General features: G+C 67.2%; 24 protein-coding genes. 4 read left to right on the top strand and 20 right to left on the bottom strand.

What is annotated here, in order from left to right:
* Window positions 1–4 precede the first annotated feature (4 nt).
* From BDO18943_RS37765 to BDO18943_RS37745, 5 genes are all read right to left on the bottom strand, one after another.
* Window positions 5–1498: a Y-family DNA polymerase gene (locus BDO18943_RS37765; protein ID WP_175026193.1), complete on the bottom strand. Its 1494-nt coding sequence runs from the start codon at window positions 1496–1498 to the stop codon at window positions 5–7.
* Window positions 1431–2138: a translesion DNA synthesis-associated protein ImuA gene (gene imuA / locus BDO18943_RS37760; protein ID WP_043187248.1), complete on the bottom strand. Its 708-nt coding sequence runs from the start codon at window positions 2136–2138 to the stop codon at window positions 1431–1433. The genes BDO18943_RS37765 and imuA overlap by 68 nt, the downstream gene beginning before the upstream one ends.
* A 310-nt stretch (window positions 2139–2448) precedes the next feature.
* Window positions 2449–3243: an ABC transporter ATP-binding protein gene (locus BDO18943_RS37755; protein ID WP_175026192.1), complete on the bottom strand. Its 795-nt coding sequence runs from the start codon at window positions 3241–3243 to the stop codon at window positions 2449–2451.
* A gap of 1 nt (window position 3244) precedes the next feature.
* Entirely contained in the window at window positions 3245–4141 is an 897-nt protein-coding gene (locus tag BDO18943_RS37750; RefSeq protein ID WP_039346181.1) for an ABC transporter permease, read from the bottom strand.
* Window positions 4142–4280: 139 nt separating this feature from the next.
* The gene (locus tag BDO18943_RS37745) at window positions 4281–5246 is read right to left on the bottom strand and encodes an ABC transporter substrate-binding protein (protein WP_043187240.1); all 966 of its coding nucleotides are present in this window, start codon (window positions 5244–5246) and stop codon (window positions 4281–4283) included.
* 330 nt (window positions 5247–5576) lie between these two features.
* Between BDO18943_RS37745 and BDO18943_RS37740 the strand changes: the two genes are divergently transcribed.
* Window positions 5577–5885 (top strand): VF_A0006 family four-cysteine protein, encoded by a 309-nt coding sequence (locus BDO18943_RS37740; protein WP_175026191.1) that lies wholly within the window; start codon window positions 5577–5579, stop codon window positions 5883–5885.
* A gap of 109 nt (window positions 5886–5994) precedes the next feature.
* On the opposite strand, the gene BDO18943_RS37735 is transcribed toward BDO18943_RS37740, so the two are convergent.
* Window positions 5995–6810: a MetQ/NlpA family ABC transporter substrate-binding protein gene (locus tag BDO18943_RS37735; protein ID WP_175026190.1), complete on the bottom strand. Its 816-nt coding sequence runs from the start codon at window positions 6808–6810 to the stop codon at window positions 5995–5997.
* A 204-nt stretch (window positions 6811–7014) separates the two neighbouring features.
* The gene (locus BDO18943_RS37730; protein ID WP_175026189.1) at window positions 7015–8619 is read right to left on the bottom strand and encodes a methyl-accepting chemotaxis protein; all 1605 of its coding nucleotides are present in this window, start codon (window positions 8617–8619) and stop codon (window positions 7015–7017) included.
* A 237-nt stretch (window positions 8620–8856) separates the two neighbouring features.
* Between BDO18943_RS37730 and BDO18943_RS37725 the strand changes: the two genes are divergently transcribed.
* A complete protein-coding gene (locus tag BDO18943_RS37725; RefSeq protein ID WP_043187235.1) occupies window positions 8857–9147 on the top strand; it encodes a YciI family protein in 291 nt (96 codons plus the stop codon).
* A 140-nt stretch (window positions 9148–9287) separates the two neighbouring features.
* Here BDO18943_RS37725 and BDO18943_RS37720 read toward each other — a convergent pair whose 3' ends face one another.
* The 5 genes from BDO18943_RS37720 to BDO18943_RS37700 are packed head-to-tail and all read right to left on the bottom strand — an operon-like array spanning window position 9288 to window position 13369.
* Window positions 9288–9905, bottom strand: a complete 618-nt coding sequence (locus BDO18943_RS37720; RefSeq protein ID WP_043187233.1) for an SCO family protein — start codon at window positions 9903–9905, stop codon at window positions 9288–9290.
* A gap of 18 nt (window positions 9906–9923) precedes the next feature.
* Complete coding sequence (cyoE, locus tag BDO18943_RS37715) at window positions 9924–10826, bottom strand: heme o synthase (RefSeq protein WP_011353269.1); 903 nt, start codon at window positions 10824–10826, stop codon at window positions 9924–9926.
* 8 nt (window positions 10827–10834) lie between these two features.
* Entirely contained in the window at window positions 10835–11947 is a 1113-nt protein-coding gene (locus BDO18943_RS37710) for a COX15/CtaA family protein (RefSeq protein ID WP_175026188.1), read from the bottom strand.
* Window positions 11948–11971: 24 nt separating this feature from the next.
* Window positions 11972–12598 (bottom strand): SCO family protein, encoded by a 627-nt coding sequence (locus BDO18943_RS37705; protein WP_175026187.1) that lies wholly within the window; start codon window positions 12596–12598, stop codon window positions 11972–11974.
* A 60-nt stretch (window positions 12599–12658) separates the two neighbouring features.
* Complete coding sequence (locus BDO18943_RS37700; protein ID WP_235996292.1) at window positions 12659–13369, bottom strand: SURF1 family protein; 711 nt, start codon at window positions 13367–13369, stop codon at window positions 12659–12661.
* 84 nt (window positions 13370–13453) lie between these two features.
* Here BDO18943_RS37700 and BDO18943_RS37695 point away from each other — a divergent pair, with 84 nt between their 5' ends.
* Window positions 13454–13663, top strand: coding sequence for a twin transmembrane helix small protein (locus tag BDO18943_RS37695; protein ID WP_043187227.1), 210 nt, complete (start codon window positions 13454–13456; stop codon window positions 13661–13663).
* Between the two features lie 172 nt (window positions 13664–13835).
* Here BDO18943_RS37695 and BDO18943_RS37690 read toward each other — a convergent pair whose 3' ends face one another.
* From BDO18943_RS37690 to BDO18943_RS37655, 8 genes are all read right to left on the bottom strand, one after another.
* Window positions 13836–14693 (bottom strand): cytochrome c oxidase subunit 3, encoded by an 858-nt coding sequence (locus tag BDO18943_RS37690; protein WP_011353274.1) that lies wholly within the window; start codon window positions 14691–14693, stop codon window positions 13836–13838.
* A 138-nt stretch (window positions 14694–14831) separates the two neighbouring features.
* Window positions 14832–15032, bottom strand: a complete 201-nt coding sequence (locus BDO18943_RS37685) for a DUF2970 domain-containing protein (RefSeq protein WP_021163748.1) — start codon at window positions 15030–15032, stop codon at window positions 14832–14834.
* A 16-nt stretch (window positions 15033–15048) separates the two neighbouring features.
* The gene (locus tag BDO18943_RS37680; RefSeq protein ID WP_043187224.1) at window positions 15049–15657 is read right to left on the bottom strand and encodes a cytochrome c oxidase assembly protein; all 609 of its coding nucleotides are present in this window, start codon (window positions 15655–15657) and stop codon (window positions 15049–15051) included.
* A gap of 35 nt (window positions 15658–15692) precedes the next feature.
* On the bottom strand, window positions 15693–15833 hold the full coding sequence (locus BDO18943_RS37675) for a cytochrome oxidase small assembly protein (protein WP_043187223.1): 141 nt from the start codon (window positions 15831–15833) through the stop codon (window positions 15693–15695).
* A gap of 70 nt (window positions 15834–15903) precedes the next feature.
* Window positions 15904–17511: a cytochrome c oxidase subunit I gene (gene ctaD / locus BDO18943_RS37670; protein WP_031401318.1), complete on the bottom strand. Its 1608-nt coding sequence runs from the start codon at window positions 17509–17511 to the stop codon at window positions 15904–15906.
* A 43-nt stretch (window positions 17512–17554) separates the two neighbouring features.
* Complete coding sequence (coxB, locus tag BDO18943_RS37665; RefSeq protein WP_175026185.1) at window positions 17555–19150, bottom strand: cytochrome c oxidase subunit II; 1596 nt, start codon at window positions 19148–19150, stop codon at window positions 17555–17557.
* A gap of 55 nt (window positions 19151–19205) precedes the next feature.
* Window positions 19206–19730, bottom strand: a complete 525-nt coding sequence (locus BDO18943_RS37660; protein ID WP_046544359.1) for a DUF2244 domain-containing protein — start codon at window positions 19728–19730, stop codon at window positions 19206–19208.
* Window positions 19731–19925: 195 nt separating this feature from the next.
* Window positions 19926–20891, bottom strand: a complete 966-nt coding sequence (locus BDO18943_RS37655) for a methyltransferase domain-containing protein (protein ID WP_175026184.1) — start codon at window positions 20889–20891, stop codon at window positions 19926–19928.
* A gap of 81 nt (window positions 20892–20972) precedes the next feature.
* On the opposite strand from BDO18943_RS37655, the gene BDO18943_RS37650 reads away from it, so the two are divergent.
* Window positions 20973–21544 (top strand): ComF family protein (locus BDO18943_RS37650; RefSeq protein WP_175026183.1); only part of this gene is annotated, 572 nt, incomplete at its 3' end.

Raw genomic sequence — 21544 nt, 5'->3', positions numbered from 1 at the left:
CCGGTCACCCGAACAGACCGTGCAGGAACCAGCGCGGCTCGGCCTCGCTCCCCGCCCGCTCCTTGAACACCCAGTAGCACGCACCGGCCTCGTCCTGCGCGACGCAGTAATCGCGCGCAGCGAGCTGACCGTCGAACCACCCGGCTTCGATCCGCTCCACCGACGACATCATCCTCAGCGGCGTATGAAATACCGGCCGCTCCCCACGCATCAACAACGGCAGCGGCTCCGCCAGCAACCACGCGGGCCTCGGCGGCACGGCGGGTGGCCCGGCAGCCGGCTTGCCGGCCTGCGCGTCGAGCGGCAGCCAGCGGTTCGCGGCCTCGGGCCGGTGATCGGCGACGGGCGCCGCGCGCAACACGTTGTCCGCGCCAAGCCGCGCGACCAGCAGCTCGAACAGCCGCGCACGCGTCTCGCGCGTGCCGCCGGGCTCGGGAAACAGATCGTCGGCCGGCGGCGCGACCGATTCGACGCGCGTGGCCTTCAGGCGCACCGCGATCACCGCGGCCGGCAACTCGACGCGCGCGAGCCGCTCGCCGAGCAGCCGCATGAAGTGCGCCTCGTCGCGCACGGGTGCCGCGAATGCGAGTTCGAGCGGCGTCGGCGGCACGGCCTGGCGGCCTCGCTCGTGTTCGAGATCGAACGTCATCGCGGCCAGTGACAGGTGCCGCGCAGCCAGCCAGCCGCAGAGCTGCACGACAAGCCGCCGCGCAACGAACAACACGGCTTCCGCGTATTCGACGCGCTCCTGCAGTTCGAGCCGCACGTCGAACACGGGCGGCACCGCCATCCACGCGAGCGGCTCGACCGCATCGCCGTACGCGCGATCGAGCGCGGCCAGCAGCGCGGGACCGCAGCGGCGCTGCAGCCCTGCGCGTGGCAGGCCGCGCAGATCGGCGAGCGTGCGGCAACCGAGGCCGTCGAACCAGCCTGCATAGGGACGCGCGTCGGGCAGCAGCACGCATGGCAGCCGGTCGAGCACGCGCACGAGCGACGCTTGCCCGGCGACCCGGCGCCGGATGCGCGCACGGGCCGACGCCGACATACGCGCGAGCAGCCACGCGCCGCCCGCGGTCGGCGCGGCGGACAGGCGCGCCGCATAGCCGAGCGCCGCGAGCGTCGCGCGCACCTGGCGGCACAGCGACGGCAGCCCGCCGAACAGGCGCAGACTCGGGCCGACATCCACGAGCAGCGTGGCTTCGTCGCCGAGCGCGACGCACGGCGAGAAGCGCAGCAACGCGAGCGCGACCGCGCGCAGCGCATCGGCCTCGCGTGCGGGATCGCGTTCGACGAGCTGCGTGTGCGGCGCGAGCGTGAGCACGCCGCCGCGCTTCATGCCCGCGCGCACGCCGTGCCGGCGCGCGGCCGCGTCGGCGATCAGCACGACACCCTGCTCGAGCACCGCACGGCCGGCGCTGCTGGCCTCGCCGTCAGACGGAGGCGCGACGCACACGTCGAGCGGCAGGCGCGGCAGATGGATGCCGAGCAAGACGCGCATAGCGGCTCTCCACGATGGGCGACGGCAGGTCGAGCACGAGCGGCTCGCTGCGGGCGGGGCCGCGCCGCTTGACGATGTCGAGCGACACGCCGCCCGGCACCGGGTACAGCGCGACCCGCAGCACGGCCGGCGACGGTTGCCGCTCGGCCGACAGCGGGCGCAGCATCACGAACAGCGTGTCGCCCGTGCGTGCGGCCGCGAGATGCAGGCGCCGCAGCGCATCGGGCCGCGCGTCCTGCCACAGCAGCAGCGCGCCGCAACAACCGGTCTTGAGTGCCTGCTCGGCAGCCCACAGCGCATCTGTGCGACTGCCGGCACGCAGCCACAGCAGCGCGTCGGCCGGCACGCCGAGACTGGCGAGCGCGGTGGCATGCGGCGACTGCGGCGGCGCGACGAGCGCAAGCGGGCGCCGCGCGCTGACGGTGCGCGCGAGCGCGGGCGCGAGCAGCCGCATTTCGCCGCAGCCCGGCTGCGCGGCCAGCAGCTCGACGAGCCCGCCGACCGGCCAGCCGCCGCCCGGCAACTCGGCGGACAGCGATGCAAAGCCCGTGTCGATCGTGCGCGGGCCGCCACGCGCGAGTTGCGAGCCGCGCCACAGCGACGGATGAAGGGATTCGGGAGAAATGGAGGATGCGAGCATGACGCCACCCACAACTGTATGGATATACAGTATATGGCAATGCGTCCACGCCGCACAGTACTGGTACGAAACCGGTATTTCGTCAGATGAAAGGCGGGTGAAAAGTCGGCGGGTCCGCAATATTACGGCGGGTCGCCGCCGGCATCACCGGCTCGCACCGCCCGGACGCCCGCCACACCCCTCGGGCGCCGATGTGGCGCATGCGAACCGAATCGCGCAGCCGGGCCGAACCGAGCAGAGCCCAGCCCAGCCAGCCTGCCAACCGGCACGATGCACATCCTGCACACCGCGCCGGCCCGCCCACCGCCCGTCAGCCGAGCAGCAACGCGTCGTCGTCGAGCTGCTCGTGACGCACCTTCTCGAACATCTGCAGCAGGTCCGGCACGTCGAGCCCGCGACGCTGGTCGCCCGACACGTCGAGCACGACCTGCCCCTGGTGCAGCATCACCGTGCGGTCGCCGTAGTCGAGCGCCTGCCGCATGCTGTGCGTGACCATCATCGTCGTCAGCTTGCTCTCGGCGACGATGCGCGCGGTCAGCTCCAGCACGAACGCGGCCGTCTTCGGATCGAGCGCGGCCGTGTGCTCGTCGAGCAGCAGGATCCGCGACGGCCGCAGCGACGCCATCAACAGGCTCACCGCCTGCCGCTGGCCGCCCGACAGCAGCCCGATCCGGTCGGTCAGACGGTTCTCGAGACCGAGGTTCAGGAGCCGCAGCTTGTCGCGGAACAGCTCGCGCGACGGCCGGTCGAGCGCGGCCCGGAAGCCGCGCCGCGCACCCCGCGCCATCGCGAGCGCCATGTTCTCCTCGATCGTCAGCGCCTCGCAGGTGCCGGCCATCGGATCCTGGAACACGCGCGCGACGAGGTGCGCGCGATCCCACGCGGCCTTGCGCGTGACGTCCGTGCCGTCGATCGAAATGCGTCCCGCATCGACCGCCTGGTCGCCGCTGACCGCGTTGAGGAAGGTCGACTTGCCGGCGCCGTTCGAGCCGATCACCGCGACGAACTGGCCGTCGGGAATCTCGAGCGACAGCCCGCGCAGCGCGCGCGTCTCGATCGGCGTGCCGGGATTGAACGTGAGTTTCAGGTCTTGTGCGGACAGCATGTCAGGCCCCTCCGTTCTTGCGCGCGAACAGTTTCTTGCGCGTCGCCGGCAGCACCAGCGCGATCGTGACGAGCGCGGCCGTCACGAGGTTCAGATCCTGCGCCTTCAGCCCGATGAATTCGCTGTTGAGCGCAAGCGCGATGAAGAAGCGGTAGACGATCGCGCCGAGCACGACGGCGAGCGTCGTCAGCACGAGCCGGCGCGCCGGCAGCAGCGTTTCGCCGATGATCACGGCAGCCAGCCCGATCACGATCGTGCCGATCCCCATCGAGATGTCCGCGCCGCCCTGCGTCTGCGCGAACAGCGCACCGGCGAGCGCGACGAGCGCGTTCGACAGCGCCATCCCGGCGAGCGTCGCGCGGCCGGTCGCGATGCCTTGCGCACGCGCCATCCGCGGGTTCGCGCCGGTCGCGCGCATCGCGAGGCCGAGCTGCGACGAGAAGAACCAGTCGAGACCGAGCTTCGCGACCACGACGACGATCGCGAGCAGCGCCGGGCGCAGCACGTAGTCGGGCATCCAGTCGGGCTGCAGCACGGTGAAGATGGTCGGTTCGGTGATGAGCGGCACGTTCGGCCGGCCCATGATCCGCAGGTTCACCGAATAGAGCGCGATCATCATCAGGATACTGGCGAGCAGATCCATGATCTTCAGGCGCACGTTGAGCCAGCCGGTGATGAAGCCGGCCACCGCGCCCGCGACGATCGCGATGCAGGTCGAGCTGAACGGGTCGTAGCCGGCCGAGATCAGCGTCGCGGCAACCGCGCCGCCGAGCGGAAAGCTGCCGTCGACGGTGAGGTCGGGGAAGTTGAGGATGCGAAACGAGATCAGCACCCCGAGGGCGACGAGGCTGAAGATCAGGCCGATCTCCAGGGCGCCCAGAAACGAGAACAGAGACATGATGGGGAAATCCTGTTGCTTCCCGGCCGGACGTGTACGGCCGGGCGAAGCGAACGGGCGGCCCCGGGTGGGAGCCGCCCGTCCGGCGAAGTCGTTCAGGCCCGGATCGGGCCCGCAAGCGCAGCGGTCGGGCCGCGGCTTACTTGATGACCGTCTTCGCTTCCTTGAGCAGATCCGGCGACAGCGTGACGCCCTGCTTCGCGGCCGCGCCCGTGTTCGCGAACAGTTCGAGGTTGCTGCTCGTCTCCGACGCGATCGCGCCCGGCTTCTCGCCCTTCAGGATGCGCGCGACGACCTTGCCGGTCTGGCGGCCGAGGTCGCCGTAGTTGATGCCGAGCGCCGCGATGCCGCCGCGCTTCACACTGTCGGTGTCGCCGGCGACGAGCGGGATCTTCGCTTCATTCGCGACCTTCACGAGCGCTTCGTACGCGGACACGACGTTGTTGTCGGTATTCGTGTAGATCACGTCGACCTTGCCGATCAGGCTCTTCGCGGCCGGGCCGATGTCGACGGTACGCGGCGCGGCCGCTTCCTTCAGCGTCATCCCCTGCTTCGCGAGGATCTCCTTGAGCTCCTTCACGACCACGACCGAGTTCGCCTCGCCCGGGTTGTAGACCATGCCGACCGTCTTCGCATTCGGGACGACGCGCTTGATCAGCGCGACCTGGCGATCGAGCGGCAGCTTGTCGGACACGCCCGTCACGTTGGTGCCCGACGGGCCCCAGCCCTTCACGAGCTGCGCGGCGACCGGATCGGTCACGCCCGAATAGACGACCGGCACGCTCTTGGTCGACGCGACCACCGCCTGCGCGGCCGGCGTCGCGATCGCGACGATCACGTCGGGCTGGTCGCCGACGAACTTGCGCGCGATCTGCGCGGCCGTGCCCGTGTTGCCCTGCGCGCTCTGGTATTCCCACTTGAGCTTGTCGTCGCCGTAGCCTTCCGCCTTCAGCTCGGCGCGCACGCCGTCGCGGATCGCGTCGAGTGCCGGGTGGTCGACGATCGACAGCACCTTGACGGTCTGTGCGTGCGCGGCACCTGCCAGCGCGAGTGCGGCCACGCCGGCCGTGATCGAACGGATCGCGAAAGTCTTGAAACGCTTCATGGGTGTCTCCCCCGTATTGTGTCGGTTCTGGATGATGGATTCCCGCCGCCGTCATGCGGGCGCCGCCACGCGTGCAACGCGGTGGCGACCGGCCCGCGCATGCCCCGGGAAGGCGTGCAGCGGCGAACGCACGAGGATACCATTTCCGCAGACCACCGCCTGACTCCGCGCTTTCGCGAAGATGCCGGTCCGCGGCGCCCGACGGGGCGCCACTCCCGCGCGCGAAGGCTGCCCGGCGGCGGCTCCCGTCGGCCCGGCGCAACGCGTCAGCCGCGCTCGCGGCTTTACGTTATGCTGTCGGCCGACCCAGTCCACTCCTTCGGAGAGCACATGAAACGGGCGATCCGAGCCATCGCATTCGCGGCCGTCGCGCTGGCGCTGCCAGGTGCGGCGTTCGCGCTGACCGACGGCAGTGCGCAATACGACGAGTGCATGCTCAATGCGCTGCGCGAAAGCCGCAACGGTGCGGCGGCCCAGCTGATCCAGCGCTCCTGCGACGCGCTGTATCGCAACAACGCGATGCTGTTGCCGCGCGAGCGACGCTTTCACGAGTGCGTCGTGCAATCGCTGCCGGGCGTGCGCGACAACTATGCGATCCAGCAGATCATGTCGATCTGCTCGCGGCGCGGCGAGATGTGAGCCGGCGCTGAACGCGATGCACGCTGCGGCCGTCGGCCGGCCGCGCCCATAAAAAAGGCCTGCGCGATGCAGGCCCTTTTCGTTCAGCGGGACAACCGGTGTGCGGCGTTCAGAACGACGCGACCATCGAGCCCTTGAACTGCTTCTTGATGAATTCCTTCACTTCCGGCGACTGGTACGCCTTGACCAGCTTCTTCACCCACGGCTGGTCCTTGTCCTTCGCGCGCACGGCGATCACGTTCGCGTACGGGCTCGTCAGCGATTCGAGCGCGATTGCGTCCTTGGTCGGCTGCAGGTTCGCGGCGAGCGCGTAGTTCGTGTTGACCACGGCCGCGTCGACGTCCGACAGCACGCGCGGCAGTTGCGCGGCGTCGAGTTCGGAGATCTTCAGCTTCTTCGGGTTGTCGGCGATGTCGAGCACCGTCGCGTTGTTACCGCCCGTACCGGCGCCCGCCTTCAGCTTGATCAGGCCCTGCGTCTGCAGCAGCAGCAGCGCACGGTTCTCGTTCGACGGATCGTTCGGCACCGCGATCTTCGCGCCTTGCGGCAGGTCCTTCAGCGCCTTGAACTTCTTCGAGTACACGCCCATCGGCGAGATGTAGGTCAGGCCCGCGGTGACCAGCTTGTAGCCGCGCTGCTTCACCTGGCTGTCGAGGTAGGGCTGGTGCTGGAAGCTGTTCGCGTCGAGGTCGCCCGCGTCGAGCGCCGCGTTCGGTTGCACGTAGTCGTTGAACTCGACGACCTTCACGTTCAGGCCTTCCTTCTCCTTCGCAACCTTCTGCACGAGCTGCCACACTTCCGAATCCGGGCCGGCGACCGTGCCGACCTTGATCACCTTGTCTTCGGCGTGCGCACCTGCCGACAGCGTCAGCGCTGCACCGGTGGCCAGCACGGAAAATACCTTCAGGAGACTGCGACGCTTCATCTGTTTCTCGCTTTCTTGCTTGACTGAAATGGGGCGCGATACGGGTATGCCCCGACTCGCTGGAAGGGGCAAATGGTGTCACAGGATCGGCGGGAAGTGAAATACATCCCGCTCATATGGGTATGCACCGCAGCGGTGCTGGCGGAGGTTGCGCGACTCGGCCGTTAGTTGCGTTCATGCGAATCGCGCGTCAGCCTGGGGGCGTCACACCACCGCCGCCTGACCGGCCACCTTCGTCTCGAATGCAGGTTCGCCCACCTGCCCGCCGACCCGGAACGCGCCGACCGCGTCGCGCAGCCGCGCGGCCTGTTCCTGCAGCGACGCGGCGGCGGCGGCGGCCTCCTCGACGAGCGCCGCGTTCTGCTGCGTCACCTGGTCCATCTGCGTGACCGCGCGCCCGACCTGCGTGATGCCGCTCGCCTGCTCCTCGGACGCAGCCGCGATCTCGCCCATGATGTCGGTCACGCGCGCGACGGCCTGCAGGATCTCGCCCATCGTCGTGCCGGCCTGGCCGACCAGCGTCGACCCGTTGCGCACGCGCTCGACCGAGTCGACGATCAGCTCGCGGATCTCCTTCGACGCCGTCGCGCTGCGCTGCGCGAGCGAGCGCACTTCGCCCGCGACCACCGCGAAGCCGCGGCCCTGCTCGCCGGCGCGCGCGGCTTCAACTGCCGCGTTCAGCGCGAGGATGTTGGTCTGGAACGCGATGCCTTCGATCACGCCGATGATGTCGGCGATCTTGCGCGAGCTGTCGTCGATCTGGCCCATCGTGCCGATCACGCGGTTCACGACGTCGCTCCCCGTGCGCGCGATCTCCGATGCGCTGTTCGCCAGCCCGCTCGCCTGCCGCGCGTTGTCGGCGTTCTGCTTCACCGTCGCGGTCAGCTGCTCCATGCTCGCGGCGGTTTCTTCCAGCGACGCGGCCTGCTCCTCGGTGCGCTGCGACAGGTCGTCGTTGCCGGCCGAGATCTGGCGGCTCGCCGACGCGATCGATCCAGCCGACTGGCGAATCCCGCCGATCGTCGCCTGCAGCCGTGCCTGCATGTCGTGCATCGCGGCCATCATGCTCGTGCGGTCGCCCGCACGCACCGGCACCGGCTGCGTCAGGTCGCCCTGCGCGATGCGTGCCGCGAGCGCGGCCGCTTCGTCCGGCTCGCCGCCGAGGCTGCTGCGCACGTTGCGGATGATCACCAGCATCGCCGCGCTGATCACGAAGCCGATCACGAACACGACCGCGAGGTGGCCGAGCAGCGTCCGGTAGTAGATGGTGTCGATGTCCTTCAGGAAGACGCCGCTCGAGATGTTCCAGTCCCACGGCGCGAAGCGCGTGACGTAGCTGATCTTCGGCACGGCGGTCTCGCTGTGCGGCAGGCGCCCGCGGTATTCGGCGAAGCCGCTGCCGGTTTCCTTCGCGGCGTTCAGGATCGTGACGAACAGCGGCTTGCCGTCCGGGTCAAGATAATCGCCGACCTGCGTGCCGACCAGCTTCGGCAGCGTCGGATGCATCAGCACGACCGGCTTCGAGTCCATCACGAACACGTAGCCCGAATCGCCGTAGCGCATCGCGGCGAGGCTCGCGAGCGCGTCGCGCTTCGCGTCGGCCTCGGGCAGCGTACCGCTCTGCGCGAGTGCGTGATACGCCTTCACGATGCCGGCCGCCGAGTCGACGAGATTCGCGATGCCTGCCTTGCGTTCGGCCAGCATCGTCGCGCGCGTCTCGTACGCGCTCCATGCGCCGACGCCCAGGAGACCGATCCATACCAGCGCAAGCGCGAGCCACAGCTTGCGGTTCAAACTCATTCTGCTCATCTGCGTGCCTTTGTCGATGTCGATGCGCACGCTGCGCGCGAACGGCCTGCCGCGCGCAAACGCTTGCCCTTTTATTTACGGCATCGAGGCTTACAACTTGAATACGAGCAGGCGCCGCGAACCGACGATCGGCACGCCCCCCGCACCGCGACCGCCGGCGCGACAGCCCGCATCCGCTGTGCTAAAAAGATCGGCTAGCCGGCACACGAAGAGCCGGCACCATTCCGGGGGCCATCCATGTACGTCATCGATATTCACTACACCGCATCGCTCGAACGCATCGACGATGCGCTCGAACGCCATCGCGCCTTTCTGCAGCCGCAGTTCGACAAGGGCATCTTCATCGCGGCCGGGCCGAAGGTGCCGCGCGAAGGCGGCGTGATCCTCGCGGCCCGCATCGATCGCGACGAGCTGGACGCGATCCTGAACACGGATCCGTTCGTCATCGAAGGGATCGCCACGTATCGCGTGACGGAATTCCGGATCACGCGCGCCGCATCCGGCTTCAACGTGCCCGCGCTGCCGTAACGCGACGCCTGCGCGATGCGCGCGCAGGCCGACACGCCGCCCGACGGGCGGCGCATGCAAACAACGAGGAAAGAGGAAAAGCGTAACGGCGCGTGGCGGCCGTCACGTGATCGCCGGGCCGGGCGCCCGGCGGCTGCCGGTCAGTCGACCAGCAGCTTCAGGTCGTGGACCCACGGGCCGGGGCCCTGGCCGTCGCGCACGAACAGGCGCAGCTTGCCGTCGCGGTCGAACACGTAGCTCGCGGCGGTGTGATCCATCGTGTAGCTGCCGGGCGTCTTGCCGGGCACCTTCGCGTAGTACACGCGGAAATCCTTCGTGACCTTCTTCAGCGCCGCTTCGTCGGCCGGCCGCAGGCCGATGAACGACGGATCGAACGCGGGCACGTACTGGCCGAGCAGCGCCGGCGTGTCACGCTCCGGGTCGACGGTGACGAACAGCACCTGCACGCGTTTCGCGGCATCCGGCCCCAGCTGCTTCAACGCTTCGGACAGCTCGGCCATCGTCGTCGGGCACACGTCCGGGCAGTGCGTGTAGCCGAAGAACATCACGACCGCCTTGCCCTTGAAGTCGGCAAGCGTGCGCACCTTGCCGGCCGTATCGGGCAGCGAGAAGTCGCTGCCGAACTGCGTGTTGCCGGTGATGTCGAGATTCTGGAATTTCGGCGCGTTGTCGCATCCGGCGAGCAGCAGCGCTGCCGTGAATGCACACGCGAGCATCCAGCCTTGGCGCGCGCGGCGCCCGAACCGTGATTGGAGCATTGCGTTCAAACCGTGCGGTTACACGCCGAGCAGCGGGCGTGCATAGTGATCGACGAGCAGCGCGGCGAACAGCAGCGACAGATAGACGATCGAGTAGCGGAAGGCCTTGCGGGCGAGTTCATCCGAATAATCGCGATGGATCTTCCACGCATACGCGAGGAACACCGCGCCGAGCAGCACCGCGCTCGTCAGGTAGACGGCCCCGCTCATCCCGGAGATGAACGGCATCAGCGTGACCGCGAACAGGATCACCGTGTACAGCAGGATGTGCAGCCGCGTGAACTTCTCGCCGTGCGTGACGGGCAGCATCGGCAGCCCCGCATTCTCGTAATCCTTGCGGCGATAGAGTGCGAGCACCCAGAAATGCGGCGGCGTCCACACGAAGATGATCAGCACGAGGATCCACGCGTCGCCCGGCACCGCGCCGGTGACCGCGGCCCAGCCGAGCGCCGGCGGCATCGCACCCGACGCGCCGCCGATCACGATGTTCTGCGGCGTCATCGGCTTGAGCAGCAGCGTGTAGATCACTGCGTAGCCGACGAAGGTGGCGATCGTCAGCCACATCGTCAGCGGGTTCGTGAACGTATAGAGCGTCCATGCGCCGACGCTGCCGAGCACGGCCGAGAAGATCAGGATCTGCGGCGTCGTGATCTCGCCGCGCGCGGACGGGCGCCACGCGGTACGACGCATCATCGCGTCGATCTTCTGTTCGACGAGGCAGTTGATTGCGAACGCGGCGCCGGCCAGCAGCCAGATGCCGACCGTGCCGCCGATCAGCACATGCCACGGCACCATGCCCGGCGTCGCGAGGAACATGCCGATCACCGCGCAGAACACCGCGAGCTGCGTGACACGCGGCTTCGTCAGCGCCATGTACTGCGAAAACCGGCTACCGGGCGATTGGGAAAGGGTGCTTTGCATGGGGGCGGTCACGCCGGGGCGGCGTCGCGCGCAGGCTGCGCGACACGGCCGGGGCGGCTTGAAAGGATGCGAAAGTTTAACATGACGACGAGCAGCAGCAGGATCGCGGCCCCGCCGTTGTGCGCGACGGCGACCGGCAGCGGCCACTGCAGCACGATGTTGGTCAGGCCCGTCACGAACTGCAGCAGGACGACCAGCAGCACGCCGTTCGCGGGCCGCCGCAGCGACTCGAAACGGCGCATCTTCAGCGCGAACGCGACCAGGTACGCGACCACGACGAACGCGAACGTGCGGTGCGTCCAGTGGATCGCGACCAGCGCGTCCTGCGTGATCGCCTCGCCGTCGTTCGTCATCCCGAGCGCGCGCCACAGGTGGAAGCCGTGCTGGAAGTCCATCGGCGGGATCCACTGGCCGTTGCAGGTCGGGAAGTCGGTGCACGCGAGCACCGCGTAGTTGGTGCTCACCCAGCCGCCGAGCGCGATCTGCACGACCAGCAGCACGAGCGCCGCGAGCGCGGCCGCGCGATAGCGGCCGGCTTCGGGGTCATACGACGGCAGCGGCGTCTGCCGCGCCGCGAGCCAGCCGAGCGTGCCGAGCAGCGTGAGGCCGAGCAGCAGGTGGATCGTGACGATCACCGGCTGCAGCTTCATCGTGACCGTCCACGCGCCGAACGCGCCCTGCACGAGGATCAGCAGCAGCAGGCTCGTCGGCCACCACGGCGACACGTGCAGCGGGCGGCGGCGCAGCCGCGCGGTCCACGCGATCACGACCTGCGCGATGATCAGCACGCCGATCGCCATCGCGAAATAGCGGTGGATCATCTCGATCCACGCCTTCGACATGCTGACGGGGCCCGTCGGCATCGCCTGGTGCGCGGCCGTGATCGCGGCGTGTGCGATGAACGGCGACGACGTGCCGTAGCAGCCGGGCCAGTCCGGGCAGCCGAGCCCCGAATCGGTCAGCCGCGTGAAGCCGCCGAACATCACCAGGTCGAGCGTCAGGAAGGTGGTGATCCACACCAGCTTGCGAAACTTGTTGTCGTCGGCCTTCACCCACACGTACGACAGCGGCAGCAGCGCGATGCAGAAGCCGATCAGGCCGAGTTGCAGTAGATACGACATCGGTTCATTGCCTCTCGTATTGCCTTAGCCGATGCTCGACCACTTCAGCAGCTTCGTCACGTCCGACTTGATCTTGCTGGGGTTCGGATCCTTCGGGAAGCGCATCATCAGGTTGCCGTTCGGGTCGACCATGTAGATGTGGTCGCTGTCCTTCGTGCCCGCGTCGGCCGGCAGCCACGCGGCCACCGCAGCCGGATCGGCGATGAGCCGGCGCGTGTCCGGGTACGCATCCAGCACCTTCTGCGGCATTGCGCCCGCATCGCTGCGCAGCCACACCATCGTGAGCCGGTGCCGCTCGCCCGCCTGCGTGACGCGGATCTGGCGCATGAAATAGAGCTTCTCCGCGCATGCCTTGTCGCACGCACTGCTGTCGGTCATCACGAACAGCCACACGCCGCGCAGCGACGACAGCGGCACGGTCTTGCCGGTTTCGTCGGTCACCTGCAGATCGGCGGGGATCGGGCGCTGCGGCTCGATCAGCGTGCCGTAGTTGGTCGAGCCGCCCTTCGGCTTGATCACGTAATAGGTGAAGTACGACGCGATCATCGGTGCGGCGCACACGAGACCCAGCAGCACGAGCATCCAGCGGCCGCGCTTGCGGGCCGCCGGCGAGATCGGCGCAGCGGCCGGACCCTGACGGGAAGATTGCATGGACAAATCAGACCTCTCGAAACGAACCCGCGGCGTCCTCGCCGCGTCCGGGCATCGCATTCACGCGTCGGACGACTTCTTCGCCGCGCGTCGCGCCGCGTACAAGCCGAAACCGAGCGCGGCCGCCGCCATGCCCCACCACTGAAACATGTAACCGTAATTGCGCTCGACGCCGGTCGTCGCCGCCGGCCAGTCGCGCACGAGCTTGTCGCCGTCGTCGCTCGTCTGCTGGATCACGAACGGCTGCAGCGGCAGCCCCGTTTCCTTCGCATACGCGGCGACGTCCAGGTTCTGCCGGATCTTCTGGTGCGCCGCCGACCCGCCTTCGCCGAGCTCGAACGCACGCGACGCGTCGGCGCGCGCGATGCCCACGACCTCGACGTCGCCCGCGGGCGTCGCGAACGGCTCGATCGCCGTGCGATCGGAGATATTGCGCGGCAGCCAGCCGCGGTTCACGAGCACGACGCCGCCGCCCGTGAGTTTAAACGGCATCACGACGTAAAAACCCGGCTGGTCGTTATACGGCCGATTGTCGAGGAACACGGCCTGCTCGGGCAGGAAACGGCCCGTCGCCCGCACGCGATGGAACTCGATCGACGCGAGCGGCATCGGCTGCGCGCCGACTTCGACGGGCGCCGCCTGCTCGTAGCGCTCGATGCTCGCCTGCAGCGCTTCCTTCTGGTGCGCGCGGTCGCGCTGCCAGAAACCGAGACGGATCGTGATCGCGACGACGACGAGAATCAGCAGCGCAGGCAGCCAGCGGATCTTCATCATGCGGCCCGCCCGGCACCTGCCCGAAAGCGAAGTGCGATAATTATCCTCTTCCTTTCGAATTGCCGTCGTCCGGTTCGTGTCATGCACATACTCGTTCCCATCGCCTTCGTCCTCATCATTGCCAGCATGGGCTCGGCGCTCTACTTCATGATGCACGACCGCGGCCACACGAAACGCATGGTCTGGTCGCTCGCCACCCGCGTCGGGCTGTCGGTGTCGCTGTTCCTGCTCATCCTGATCGCGAACGGGATGGGCTGGATCCATTCGACCGGCCTGCCGATCGGGCGTTGATCCGTTTGCCGCCGCGGCCGCTGTGACATTTCGCCGCACGGCCGCGCCACCAAGCAAAAGCGCCGCCTGACTGAGTCGCGGCGGCGCCAGGGTGGTGAAGGCCGGCAGCCAGGCTGCCCGGCCGACCCCAATGAAAACGGCCCGCGCATTGCTGCGCGGGCCGTTGTTCCATTTACAGCCAGTAGACGACGACGTACAGGCCGAGCCAGACGACGTCGACGAAGTGCCAGTACCACGCGGCGCCTTCGAATGCGAAGTGGTGATCGGGCTTGAAGTGGCCGCGGATCATCCGCACCAGCACCACCGCGAGCATCGTGCCGCCGAGGAACACGTGGAAACCGTGGAAGCCCGTCAGCAGGAAGAACGTCGAACCGTACACACCCGAGTTCAGCGTCAGGTTCAGTTCGTTGTACGCGTGGTAGTACTCGAAGCCCTGCAGGAACAGAAAGCAGATACCGAACGCGAGCGTCGCGGCCAGCCAGGCGATCGCCTTCTTGCGATGATCGTCACGCAGCGCGTGGTGCGAGATCGTCAGCGTCACGCCCGACGACAGCAGGAATGCCGTGTTCAGCGTCGGGATCGGCCACGGGCCCATCGTCTTGAAGTGACCGGCGAGCGCGGCGGGGCCTTCGTTCGGCCACACGGCGGAGAAATCCGGCCAGATCAGCTTGTAGTCGAGGCTGCCGAGCTGGTGCAGCGCGATTTCACGTGCATAGAACAGCGCGCCGAAGAACGCGCCGAAGAACATGACTTCCGAGAAGATGAACCAGCTCATGCTCCAGCGGTACGACTTGTCGACGTTCTTGCCGTAGTGACCGCCTTCCGATTCGGCGATCGCGTCGCCAAACCAGTGATACAGCGTAAAGAGCAACCAAAGCAGGCCGAGCAGCGCCGTAAACGGCGCCCAGTCGTGACCGTTGATCCACAGCGCTGTCGATCCGAGCATGACCAGCAGGCCGATGGCCGCGCTGATCGGATGCTGCGACGGATGCGGCACGAAATAGTACGGGGTCTGGTTTTGACCGCTCATGCTTGATTCTCCACTTCAGTCCAATTTGTGTACCGGAAACCGCTCCGGCTTTATTTCTTGCGCGGCGTGACCACCACCGCTCCTTCCTGCACGCGGCGCCGTGGCGCCGCGCACTGCATTCTTTCGTGGCCGCGGGCTTCAGCCCACGACGGCACGCACGATCAGGATCAGCACGCCGATGAACACACCGGCTGCCAACAACGCGACGATCAGCACGTGCAGCGGATTCAGTTGCGTCGCGTCGGCCTCCAGGTCGCGCCGCTTGCGCACCCCGAAGAACGACCACAGCACCGCTTTCAGCGCCTGACCGAACGACCCACCCCGCTTGACCTCCGTCATCGCCCCGCCTCCGTCGTCATGCGTCCGGCTTCGCCGCGCCCTGCGCCGCGGTCTTGCCCGGCGCCGGCGCCGGCGTGGCCGGCGTATTCAGCTCGAAGAACGTGTACGACAGCGTGATCGTCTTCACATCCTTCGGCAGTTTCGGATCGATCACGAACACCACCGGCATCTTGCGCGACTCGTTCGCGGCCAGCGTCTGCTGCGTAAAGCAAAAGCACTCGATCTTCTTGAAGAACTCCGTCGCCTGTTTCGGCGCGTAGCTCGGAATCGCCTGGGCAACGACCGGCCTGCCCTGCCCGTTCGTCACGTCGTACACGATCGTCGTCAGTTCGCCCGGATGCACGTCGAGACTGTTGTGCTCCGGCTTGAATCCGAGCGGGCCGCGCGCGTTCGCATCGAACTCGACCGACACCGTGCGGCTGTAATCGACCTGCGAGTTCTTCACCTCGCGCTCGCTGACATCGCGCTGCACCAGGTTGTTGATGCCGGTGATCTGGCAGATCGCCCGGTACATCGGGATCAGCGCGAAGCCGAAACCGAACATCAGCCCGGCCACGACGAAGAGCTTCACCAGCATCGAACGATTGAACGCGCGATCGACGGCGCCCTCTTCCGGCTTCGACATACGACAACTTCCTCGCTACTGCGTCCGTTACTGCATCAGTGTGTGGACAGCCACCACTGCTTGATCACGACACCCATAAAAAAGACGGCGGCGATGACGAGCAGGATGAGGCCGAGCCGCTTGTTGCCCGCGCGAATCTGCTCGGGCGTTCGTCTTTCTTGTGGATTCCGGTTCATCTGACACTTCGGTTCGGCGCCCGCCGCGCCTGCCTGCAACGGCAGGCAGCGGCGGAGCGCACGGTGAAACTTATTCGACGTGCGGCGGTTGCTCGAACGTGTGGAAGGGAGCCGGGCTCGGCACCGTCCACTCGAGGCCCGTCGCGCCATCCCACGGCTTGTCCGACGCCTTTTCCAGCTCGCCGCCGCCACGGTAGGCCGGCAGCGCGACTGCGAACAGGAAGTACACCTGTGCGAGGCCGAAGCCGAATGCACCGATCGTCGCCACCTGGTTGAAGTCCGTGAACTGCGCCGGGTAGTCCGCATAGCGACGCGGCATGCCTGCGAGACCGACGAAGTGCATCGGGAAGAACGTCAGGTTGAAGAAGATCATCGACGCCCAGAAGTGGATCTTGCCGCGCGTCTCGTTGTACATCCAGCCCGTCCACTTCGGCGCCCAGTAGTACCAGCCCGAGAACAGCGCGAACAATGAGCCGGCCACCAGCACGTAGTGGAAGTGCGCCACCACGAAGTAGGTACCGTGATACTGGATGTCGAGCGGCGCCATCGCGAGCATCAGGCCCGTCAGACCGCCGAACGTGAACACGAACAGGAAGCCGATCGCGAACAGCATCGGGGTTTCGAACGTCATCGAGCCGCGCCACATCGTCGCGAGCCAGTTGAACACCTTCACGCCCGTCGGCACCGCGATCAGCATCGTCGCGTACATGAAGAACAGCTGGCCGGTGACCGGCATGCCCGTTGCGAACATGTGGTGCGCCCAGACCATGAACGACAGGATCGCGATCGAAGCCGTCGCGTACACCATCGAGCTATAGCCGAACAGCGTCTTGCGTGCGAACGCCGGGATCACCTGCGACACGATCCCGAACGCCGGCAGAATCATGATGTACACCTCGGGGTGGCCGAAGAACCAGAAGATGTGCTGGTACATCACCGGATCGCCGCCGCCTGCCGCGTTGAAGAACGACGTGCCGAAGTGGCGGTCGAACAGCACCATCGTGATCGCGCCTGCCAGAACCGGCATCACCGCGATCAGCAGGTAGGCCGTGATCAGCCACGTCCATGCGAACATCGGCATCTTCATCAGCGTCATGCCCGGTGCGCGCATGTTCAGGATCGTCACGACGATGTTGATCCCGCCCATGATCGACGACGCGCCCATGATGTGCACCGCGAAGATCGCGAAGTCCATGCCCGGGCCCATCTGCGTCGACAGCGGCGCGTAGAGCGTCCAGCCGGCAGCCGTCGCGCCACCCGGCGCGAAGAACGAACCGACCAGCAGCACGGCCGCGACCGGCAGCAGCCAGAAGCTGAAGTTGTTCATCCGCGCGAACGCCATGTCGGACGCGCCGATCTGCAGCGGAATCATCCAGTTCGCGAAGCCGACGAACGCCGGCATGATCGCGCCGAACACCATGATCAGGCCGTGCATCGTCGTGAGTTCGTTGAAGAACTCCGGACGCATGATCTGGAGGCCCGGCTCGAACAGCTCGGCCCGGATGGCGAGCGCCATCACGCCGCCCGACAGGAACATGATGAACGAGAACAACAGGTACAGCGTACCGATGTCCTTGTGGTTGGTGGCGAACAGCCAGCGCCGCCAGCCGTGCGGCATTTCGTGCGCGTGGTCGTCGTGCGCGTGGTCCGCGGCTACGTCGTGCCCGATGCTAGACATGAGAATCTCCTAATGCGAATACGTCGACTAACTCAGCGACACGTCAAGCCGCCGGGCCGATCTCGACACGCCGGGCTTCCTTCGCGTCCGCCCCGCCCGTGATCGTTTCCGGCTTTTTGAGAATAATGTGGTCTTCCGCCACGCCTGCTGCCTTCAGCGCGTCGCGCACGGCTTGTGCGCGATGCTTCGCCAGTTCGGCGTTCGCGTCGGCCGAGCCCGACTTGTCGGTAAAGCCCGACAGCGCGAGCTTCGCGTCCGGATGTGCCTTCGCATAGTCGGCCGCGGTGGCGATCGCCGCTTTCGCGTCGGCCGGCAGCACGCTCTTGCCCGTCTCGAAGTAGATCGTCGACAGGGCGGCCGAAGCCGCTGCGGCCGGCTGCTCTGCGCCCGACGCGGCTTGCGCCGGCGCCGAAGCTGCTTCGGCCGGTGCGGCTGCCGCTGCGCCCGTCGCGTCTTCCGGCATCTTGCCGTTACGCGCGTCGGCCACTTGCTTCGGCTGCAGCAGGTCGTTCTTGTGGTTGCCCCACGAATTGCGTTCGTACGTGATGACCGATGCAATGTCGAGATCCGACAGCGACGCCCACGACGGCATCGCGCCCTTGCCGTGCAGCACGCGCTCGACGTGGCCGGCGATCGGGCCGTTCACGATCGCGCTGCCGTCCATCGCCGGGAATGCGCCGAGACCCTTGCCGTTCACCTGGTGGCAGGCTGCGCAGTTCGCCTTGTAGACGTCCTCGCCGTGCGCGACGAGTTCAGCCATCGTGTAGATCTTGTTCGGATCGACTGCGGCGCTGGCCAGCTTGGCCTTCTGCGCGGTGACCCACTTCGCGTAGTCGTCTTCCGACAGGACTTCGACGACGACCGGCATGTACGCGTGTTCCTTGCCGCACAGCTCGGTACAGAAACCGCGGAACGTACCGACCTTGTCGGCCTTGAACCACGTGTCGCGCACGAAGCCGGGGATCGCATCCTGCTTCACGCCGAACGCGGGCACGTACCACGAGTGGACGACGTCGTTCGCGGTCGTGATGATGCGGATCTTCTTGTTGACCGGCACGACGAGCGGGTTGTCGACTTCCTGCAGGTAGGTGTCGGTGATCGGCTTCTTGCCCATCACTTCGTCACGCGGGGTGCTGAGCGTCGACAGGAAGCCGATGCCCTCGCCCGGGCCCTTCACGTAGTCGTAGCCCCACTTCCACTGGTAGCCGGTGACCTTGATCGTGAGATCGGCGTTCGTCGTGTCCTTCATTGCGACGACGGCCTTCGTCGCCGGCAGCGCCATCAGCACGACGATGACGAACGGCACGATCGTCCAGATGATCTCGACGGTCGTGCTTTCATGGAAATTGGCGGCCTTGTGGCCCTTGGATTTGCGGTGCGCGAAGATCGAATAGAACATCACGCCGAACACGCCGACGAAGATCACCGTACACAGGATCAGCATCATCGTGTGGAGATCGTAGAGCTCCTCGGCGATCTTCGTGACAGGCGGCTGAAAGTTGATCTCGTTGACGCGGGGGCCGCCCGGGCTATCACCGACCGCCAGGGCGGCACCGGCAAAGAGCAATCCGCTGCATGCCAGCACGCCCGTGAGGGCTCGCTTGATTGTTTTCATAGCATCCTTACCCAAAATTTCCATTCAAACCCTCCCCCGTCGCAAGCCGCCGGCCATATCCGCCGGTGCCCGCGCCTCGTCAGCCGCAGCGCCTGAGCGACACGCGCAGTTCGTCGGCGAACTGCGCGCGCTTGTACTGCGCGAGATGCTGCCCGATTACGACGGTCTGCCCGCGCGATACCAGCCGAATCGGATCGCGTGGCGTCGCACCCGGCTCGACCCGCACCCAGCGCGGGTTGAATTCGATCTGCGTGAGCCGCTCCGCATCCATCCGCTCGATCACGAGCCGGTGCGGATACAGCCTGATGCGTTCGTAATCGACCGCATGGCGAGCATAAATCGCAAATGCGACACCCACAGCCAGCAACTCGATTCCGGTGAAGGGCATGACGAGCCAAGCCCCCCGCCACATCAGCAATGTCGCGATCACCAGCGAGAAGCCCGCGAGCGACGCGTAAAACAGCACGAACTGGCGCGGCGACGCCGAACAATTGCGTTTCATGAGCCAGTCTTCGAGGACCGGCTCGCCGTTCGTCGTCTCCGCCAAAACCCTCGCTGCTTCCATCGCCGCCTCACGCGAATGGCATGCGATGCATGCCTGCATCGGACTCGTCGCCCCGTATTGCGGGGACCCCGGGACGACAAGCTGACGCATTATAGGCGGGTTCAATGGCATCCACAAGCAAGCGACTATCGGCCCGCGAGCCAAGCGCGACAAGCTTTTCGGCCATTTTAGGCGCCAATTCGACCCCGCTTTGCGCTGCTAATTTCAGACATAACAAAACCCCTCTTTACCGCTTTACCGATTCTTCGGACGCCCCTTTCCGATGTCTTCGATGCGCACGATCCCGTGCCCTTCGGCGGTCGTGCGCGGCACGGCCTTCCAGGCGTGGCCGTAGATCACTTCGAACGTCAGCGGAATCGTGCCGTCCGCGCGCCGGCGGGCCTCCAGCGCGTCGCCGAGCGCCGCGCGAAAGCGCCGCGTCGCGCGCTGCGGCGCCTCGCGGTCGAATGGATAGGCGCCCCAGCCGCGCACGTCGGCCAGCAGGGAATCGGAGGTTTTGTAGGTGACGGTCAGCACTTCCTGATCCATCACGGGAATCTCGAAGCCGCTCTCGACGAGCATGTCGCCGAGGTCGTGCATGTCGACGAAATCGATCACGCGCGCGGCGGGCGGCGCCATGCCGAGCGCCGCTTCGGCGTCCGCGCAGGCCGCGCGCAGTTCGCGCAGGGTATCGGGGCCGAGCGTGCTGAACATCAGCAGCCCGTTGACGCGCAGCACGCGCTGCCATTCGGGCAGCACTGCGTCCGGGCGCGAATGCCAGTGGAGGGCGAGATTCGACCAGATCAGGTCGAACGCGCCGCCGGGGAACGGCAGCGCGGCGAAATCGGCCTGCGCGACGCGCGGGCCGCGCTGGCCCAGTGCACGGCCGAGCGAGGCCGGCAGCCAGCGGCGCCAGCTCGTCTGCTCGACCTCGCGCTGCCCCGCTCGCGCGAGCATCGCGCCCGACAGGTCGACGCCGAATACGGGCGCCTCCGGAAAGCGCGCGCGCAGCGCCGGCAGGTCGTCGCCCGGGCCGCAGCCCGCGTCCAGCACGGCTGCGGGGCTCACCTTGATGTATTCGAGACGCTCGTTCATGCGCTGCGCGATCTCGCGCGGCAGGAACGCGACCGCATCGAACGTGGCGGCACGGCGGTCGAAAATCCGCCGCAGGCGCCTTGCGTCATTGGCCGGACGGCCGGTTGAAGTCGAAGCTGGGGACATGTCGGGCACACTGGCGAAGAGCCCGAAGTATACTCGCTCGCCCCGCAGGCTTCATTGAGGCGGGGTGTCAGGAGTGTTGCGATGATCCGCAGTTCCGCCCGACGTACGATGCGCGTCGCTTTGTCGCAGGTTTGCACGCTGGCAGCGCGCGTCGCCGCGGTCGCGCTACCCAATCGCTGCGCACTGTGCGGCAATTTGTCACACGCCGTGATTTGCGGCGCTTGCGACGCCGCGTACTGGAATGAAGCGCGGCTGCGCTGCGACGTCTGCGCGCTGCCGCTGGGCATCGGGCACGCTCGTTCGCCCCCGCCCCGCGGCGCTCGCGCCGCCGGCCGTGCAGCCGCGTACCGTTGCGACGCGTGCCGTGCGGCACCGCCGCCGTTCGATGCGACGCTCGCACTGGCGGATTACCGCGCGCCGCTCGACGGGCTCGCGCGCGGCCTGAAGTTTCACCGGCAACTCGCGCTCGGCGCCGAATTCGCGGCGCGGCTCGCCCGGTTGACCGACGATACGCCCGGCGCCGGCGGCTTCGACCTGGTGGCGCCGGTGCCACTGTCGCACCGGCGGCTCGTCGCGCGCGGCTACAACCAGGCGTGGGCGATCGCGCGTCCGCTCGCGCGGCGGCTCGGCGTGCGCGCGGCCGCGGCGCTGCT

The organism is Burkholderia aenigmatica (genome assembly GCF_902499175.1).
GTDB classification, from domain to species: Bacteria; Pseudomonadota; Gammaproteobacteria; order Burkholderiales; family Burkholderiaceae; genus Burkholderia; species Burkholderia aenigmatica.
The sequence above is the reverse complement of the archived record's forward strand: the minus strand, read 5'-3'. Positions and strand labels throughout refer to the sequence as shown.

Bases quoted from the DNA above. Each gene is read 5' to 3' on its own strand.
- BDO18943_RS37675 (WP_043187223.1), bottom strand. From the start codon at position 15,833: ATGAACCGGAATCCACAAGAAAGACGAACGCCCGAGCAGATTCGCGCG.
- BDO18943_RS37765 (WP_175026193.1), bottom strand. From the start codon at position 1,498: ATGCGCGTCTTGCTCGGCATCCATCTGCCGCGCCTGCCGCTCGACGTG.
- BDO18943_RS37730 (WP_175026189.1), bottom strand. From the start codon at position 8,619: ATGAGCAGAATGAGTTTGAACCGCAAGCTGTGGCTCGCGCTTGCGCTG.
- coxB (WP_175026185.1), bottom strand. From the start codon at position 19,150: ATGGAAATTTTGGGTAAGGATGCTATGAAAACAATCAAGCGAGCCCTC.
- BDO18943_RS37740 (WP_175026191.1), top strand. From the start codon at position 5,577: ATGAAACGGGCGATCCGAGCCATCGCATTCGCGGCCGTCGCGCTGGCG.
- BDO18943_RS37680 (WP_043187224.1), bottom strand. From the start codon at position 15,657: ATGTCGAAGCCGGAAGAGGGCGCCGTCGATCGCGCGTTCAATCGTTCG.
- BDO18943_RS37705 (WP_175026187.1), bottom strand. From the start codon at position 12,598: ATGCAATCTTCCCGTCAGGGTCCGGCCGCTGCGCCGATCTCGCCGGCG.
- BDO18943_RS37660 (WP_046544359.1), bottom strand. From the start codon at position 19,730: ATGCAGGCATGCATCGCATGCCATTCGCGTGAGGCGGCGATGGAAGCA.
- BDO18943_RS37745 (WP_043187240.1), bottom strand. From the start codon at position 5,246: ATGAAGCGTTTCAAGACTTTCGCGATCCGTTCGATCACGGCCGGCGTG.
- BDO18943_RS37690 (WP_011353274.1), bottom strand. From the start codon at position 14,693: ATGAGCGGTCAAAACCAGACCCCGTACTATTTCGTGCCGCATCCGTCG.
- BDO18943_RS37700 (WP_235996292.1), bottom strand. From the start codon at position 13,369: ATGAAGATCCGCTGGCTGCCTGCGCTGCTGATTCTCGTCGTCGTCGCG.
- imuA (WP_043187248.1), bottom strand. From the start codon at position 2,138: ATGCTCGCATCCTCCATTTCTCCCGAATCCCTTCATCCGTCGCTGTGG.
- BDO18943_RS37655 (WP_175026184.1), bottom strand. From the start codon at position 20,891: ATGTCCCCAGCTTCGACTTCAACCGGCCGTCCGGCCAATGACGCAAGG.
- BDO18943_RS37710 (WP_175026188.1), bottom strand. From the start codon at position 11,947: ATGTCGTATCTACTGCAACTCGGCCTGATCGGCTTCTGCATCGCGCTG.
- BDO18943_RS37695 (WP_043187227.1), top strand. From the start codon at position 13,454: ATGCACATACTCGTTCCCATCGCCTTCGTCCTCATCATTGCCAGCATG.
- BDO18943_RS37725 (WP_043187235.1), top strand. From the start codon at position 8,857: ATGTACGTCATCGATATTCACTACACCGCATCGCTCGAACGCATCGAC.
- BDO18943_RS37750 (WP_039346181.1), bottom strand. From the start codon at position 4,141: ATGTCTCTGTTCTCGTTTCTGGGCGCCCTGGAGATCGGCCTGATCTTC.
- BDO18943_RS37755 (WP_175026192.1), bottom strand. From the start codon at position 3,243: ATGCTGTCCGCACAAGACCTGAAACTCACGTTCAATCCCGGCACGCCG.
- BDO18943_RS37735 (WP_175026190.1), bottom strand. From the start codon at position 6,810: ATGAAGCGTCGCAGTCTCCTGAAGGTATTTTCCGTGCTGGCCACCGGT.
- cyoE (WP_011353269.1), bottom strand. From the start codon at position 10,826: ATGCAAAGCACCCTTTCCCAATCGCCCGGTAGCCGGTTTTCGCAGTAC.
- ctaD (WP_031401318.1), bottom strand. From the start codon at position 17,511: ATGTCTAGCATCGGGCACGACGTAGCCGCGGACCACGCGCACGACGAC.
- BDO18943_RS37720 (WP_043187233.1), bottom strand. From the start codon at position 9,905: ATGCTCCAATCACGGTTCGGGCGCCGCGCGCGCCAAGGCTGGATGCTC.
- BDO18943_RS37685 (WP_021163748.1), bottom strand. From the start codon at position 15,032: ATGACGGAGGTCAAGCGGGGTGGGTCGTTCGGTCAGGCGCTGAAAGCG.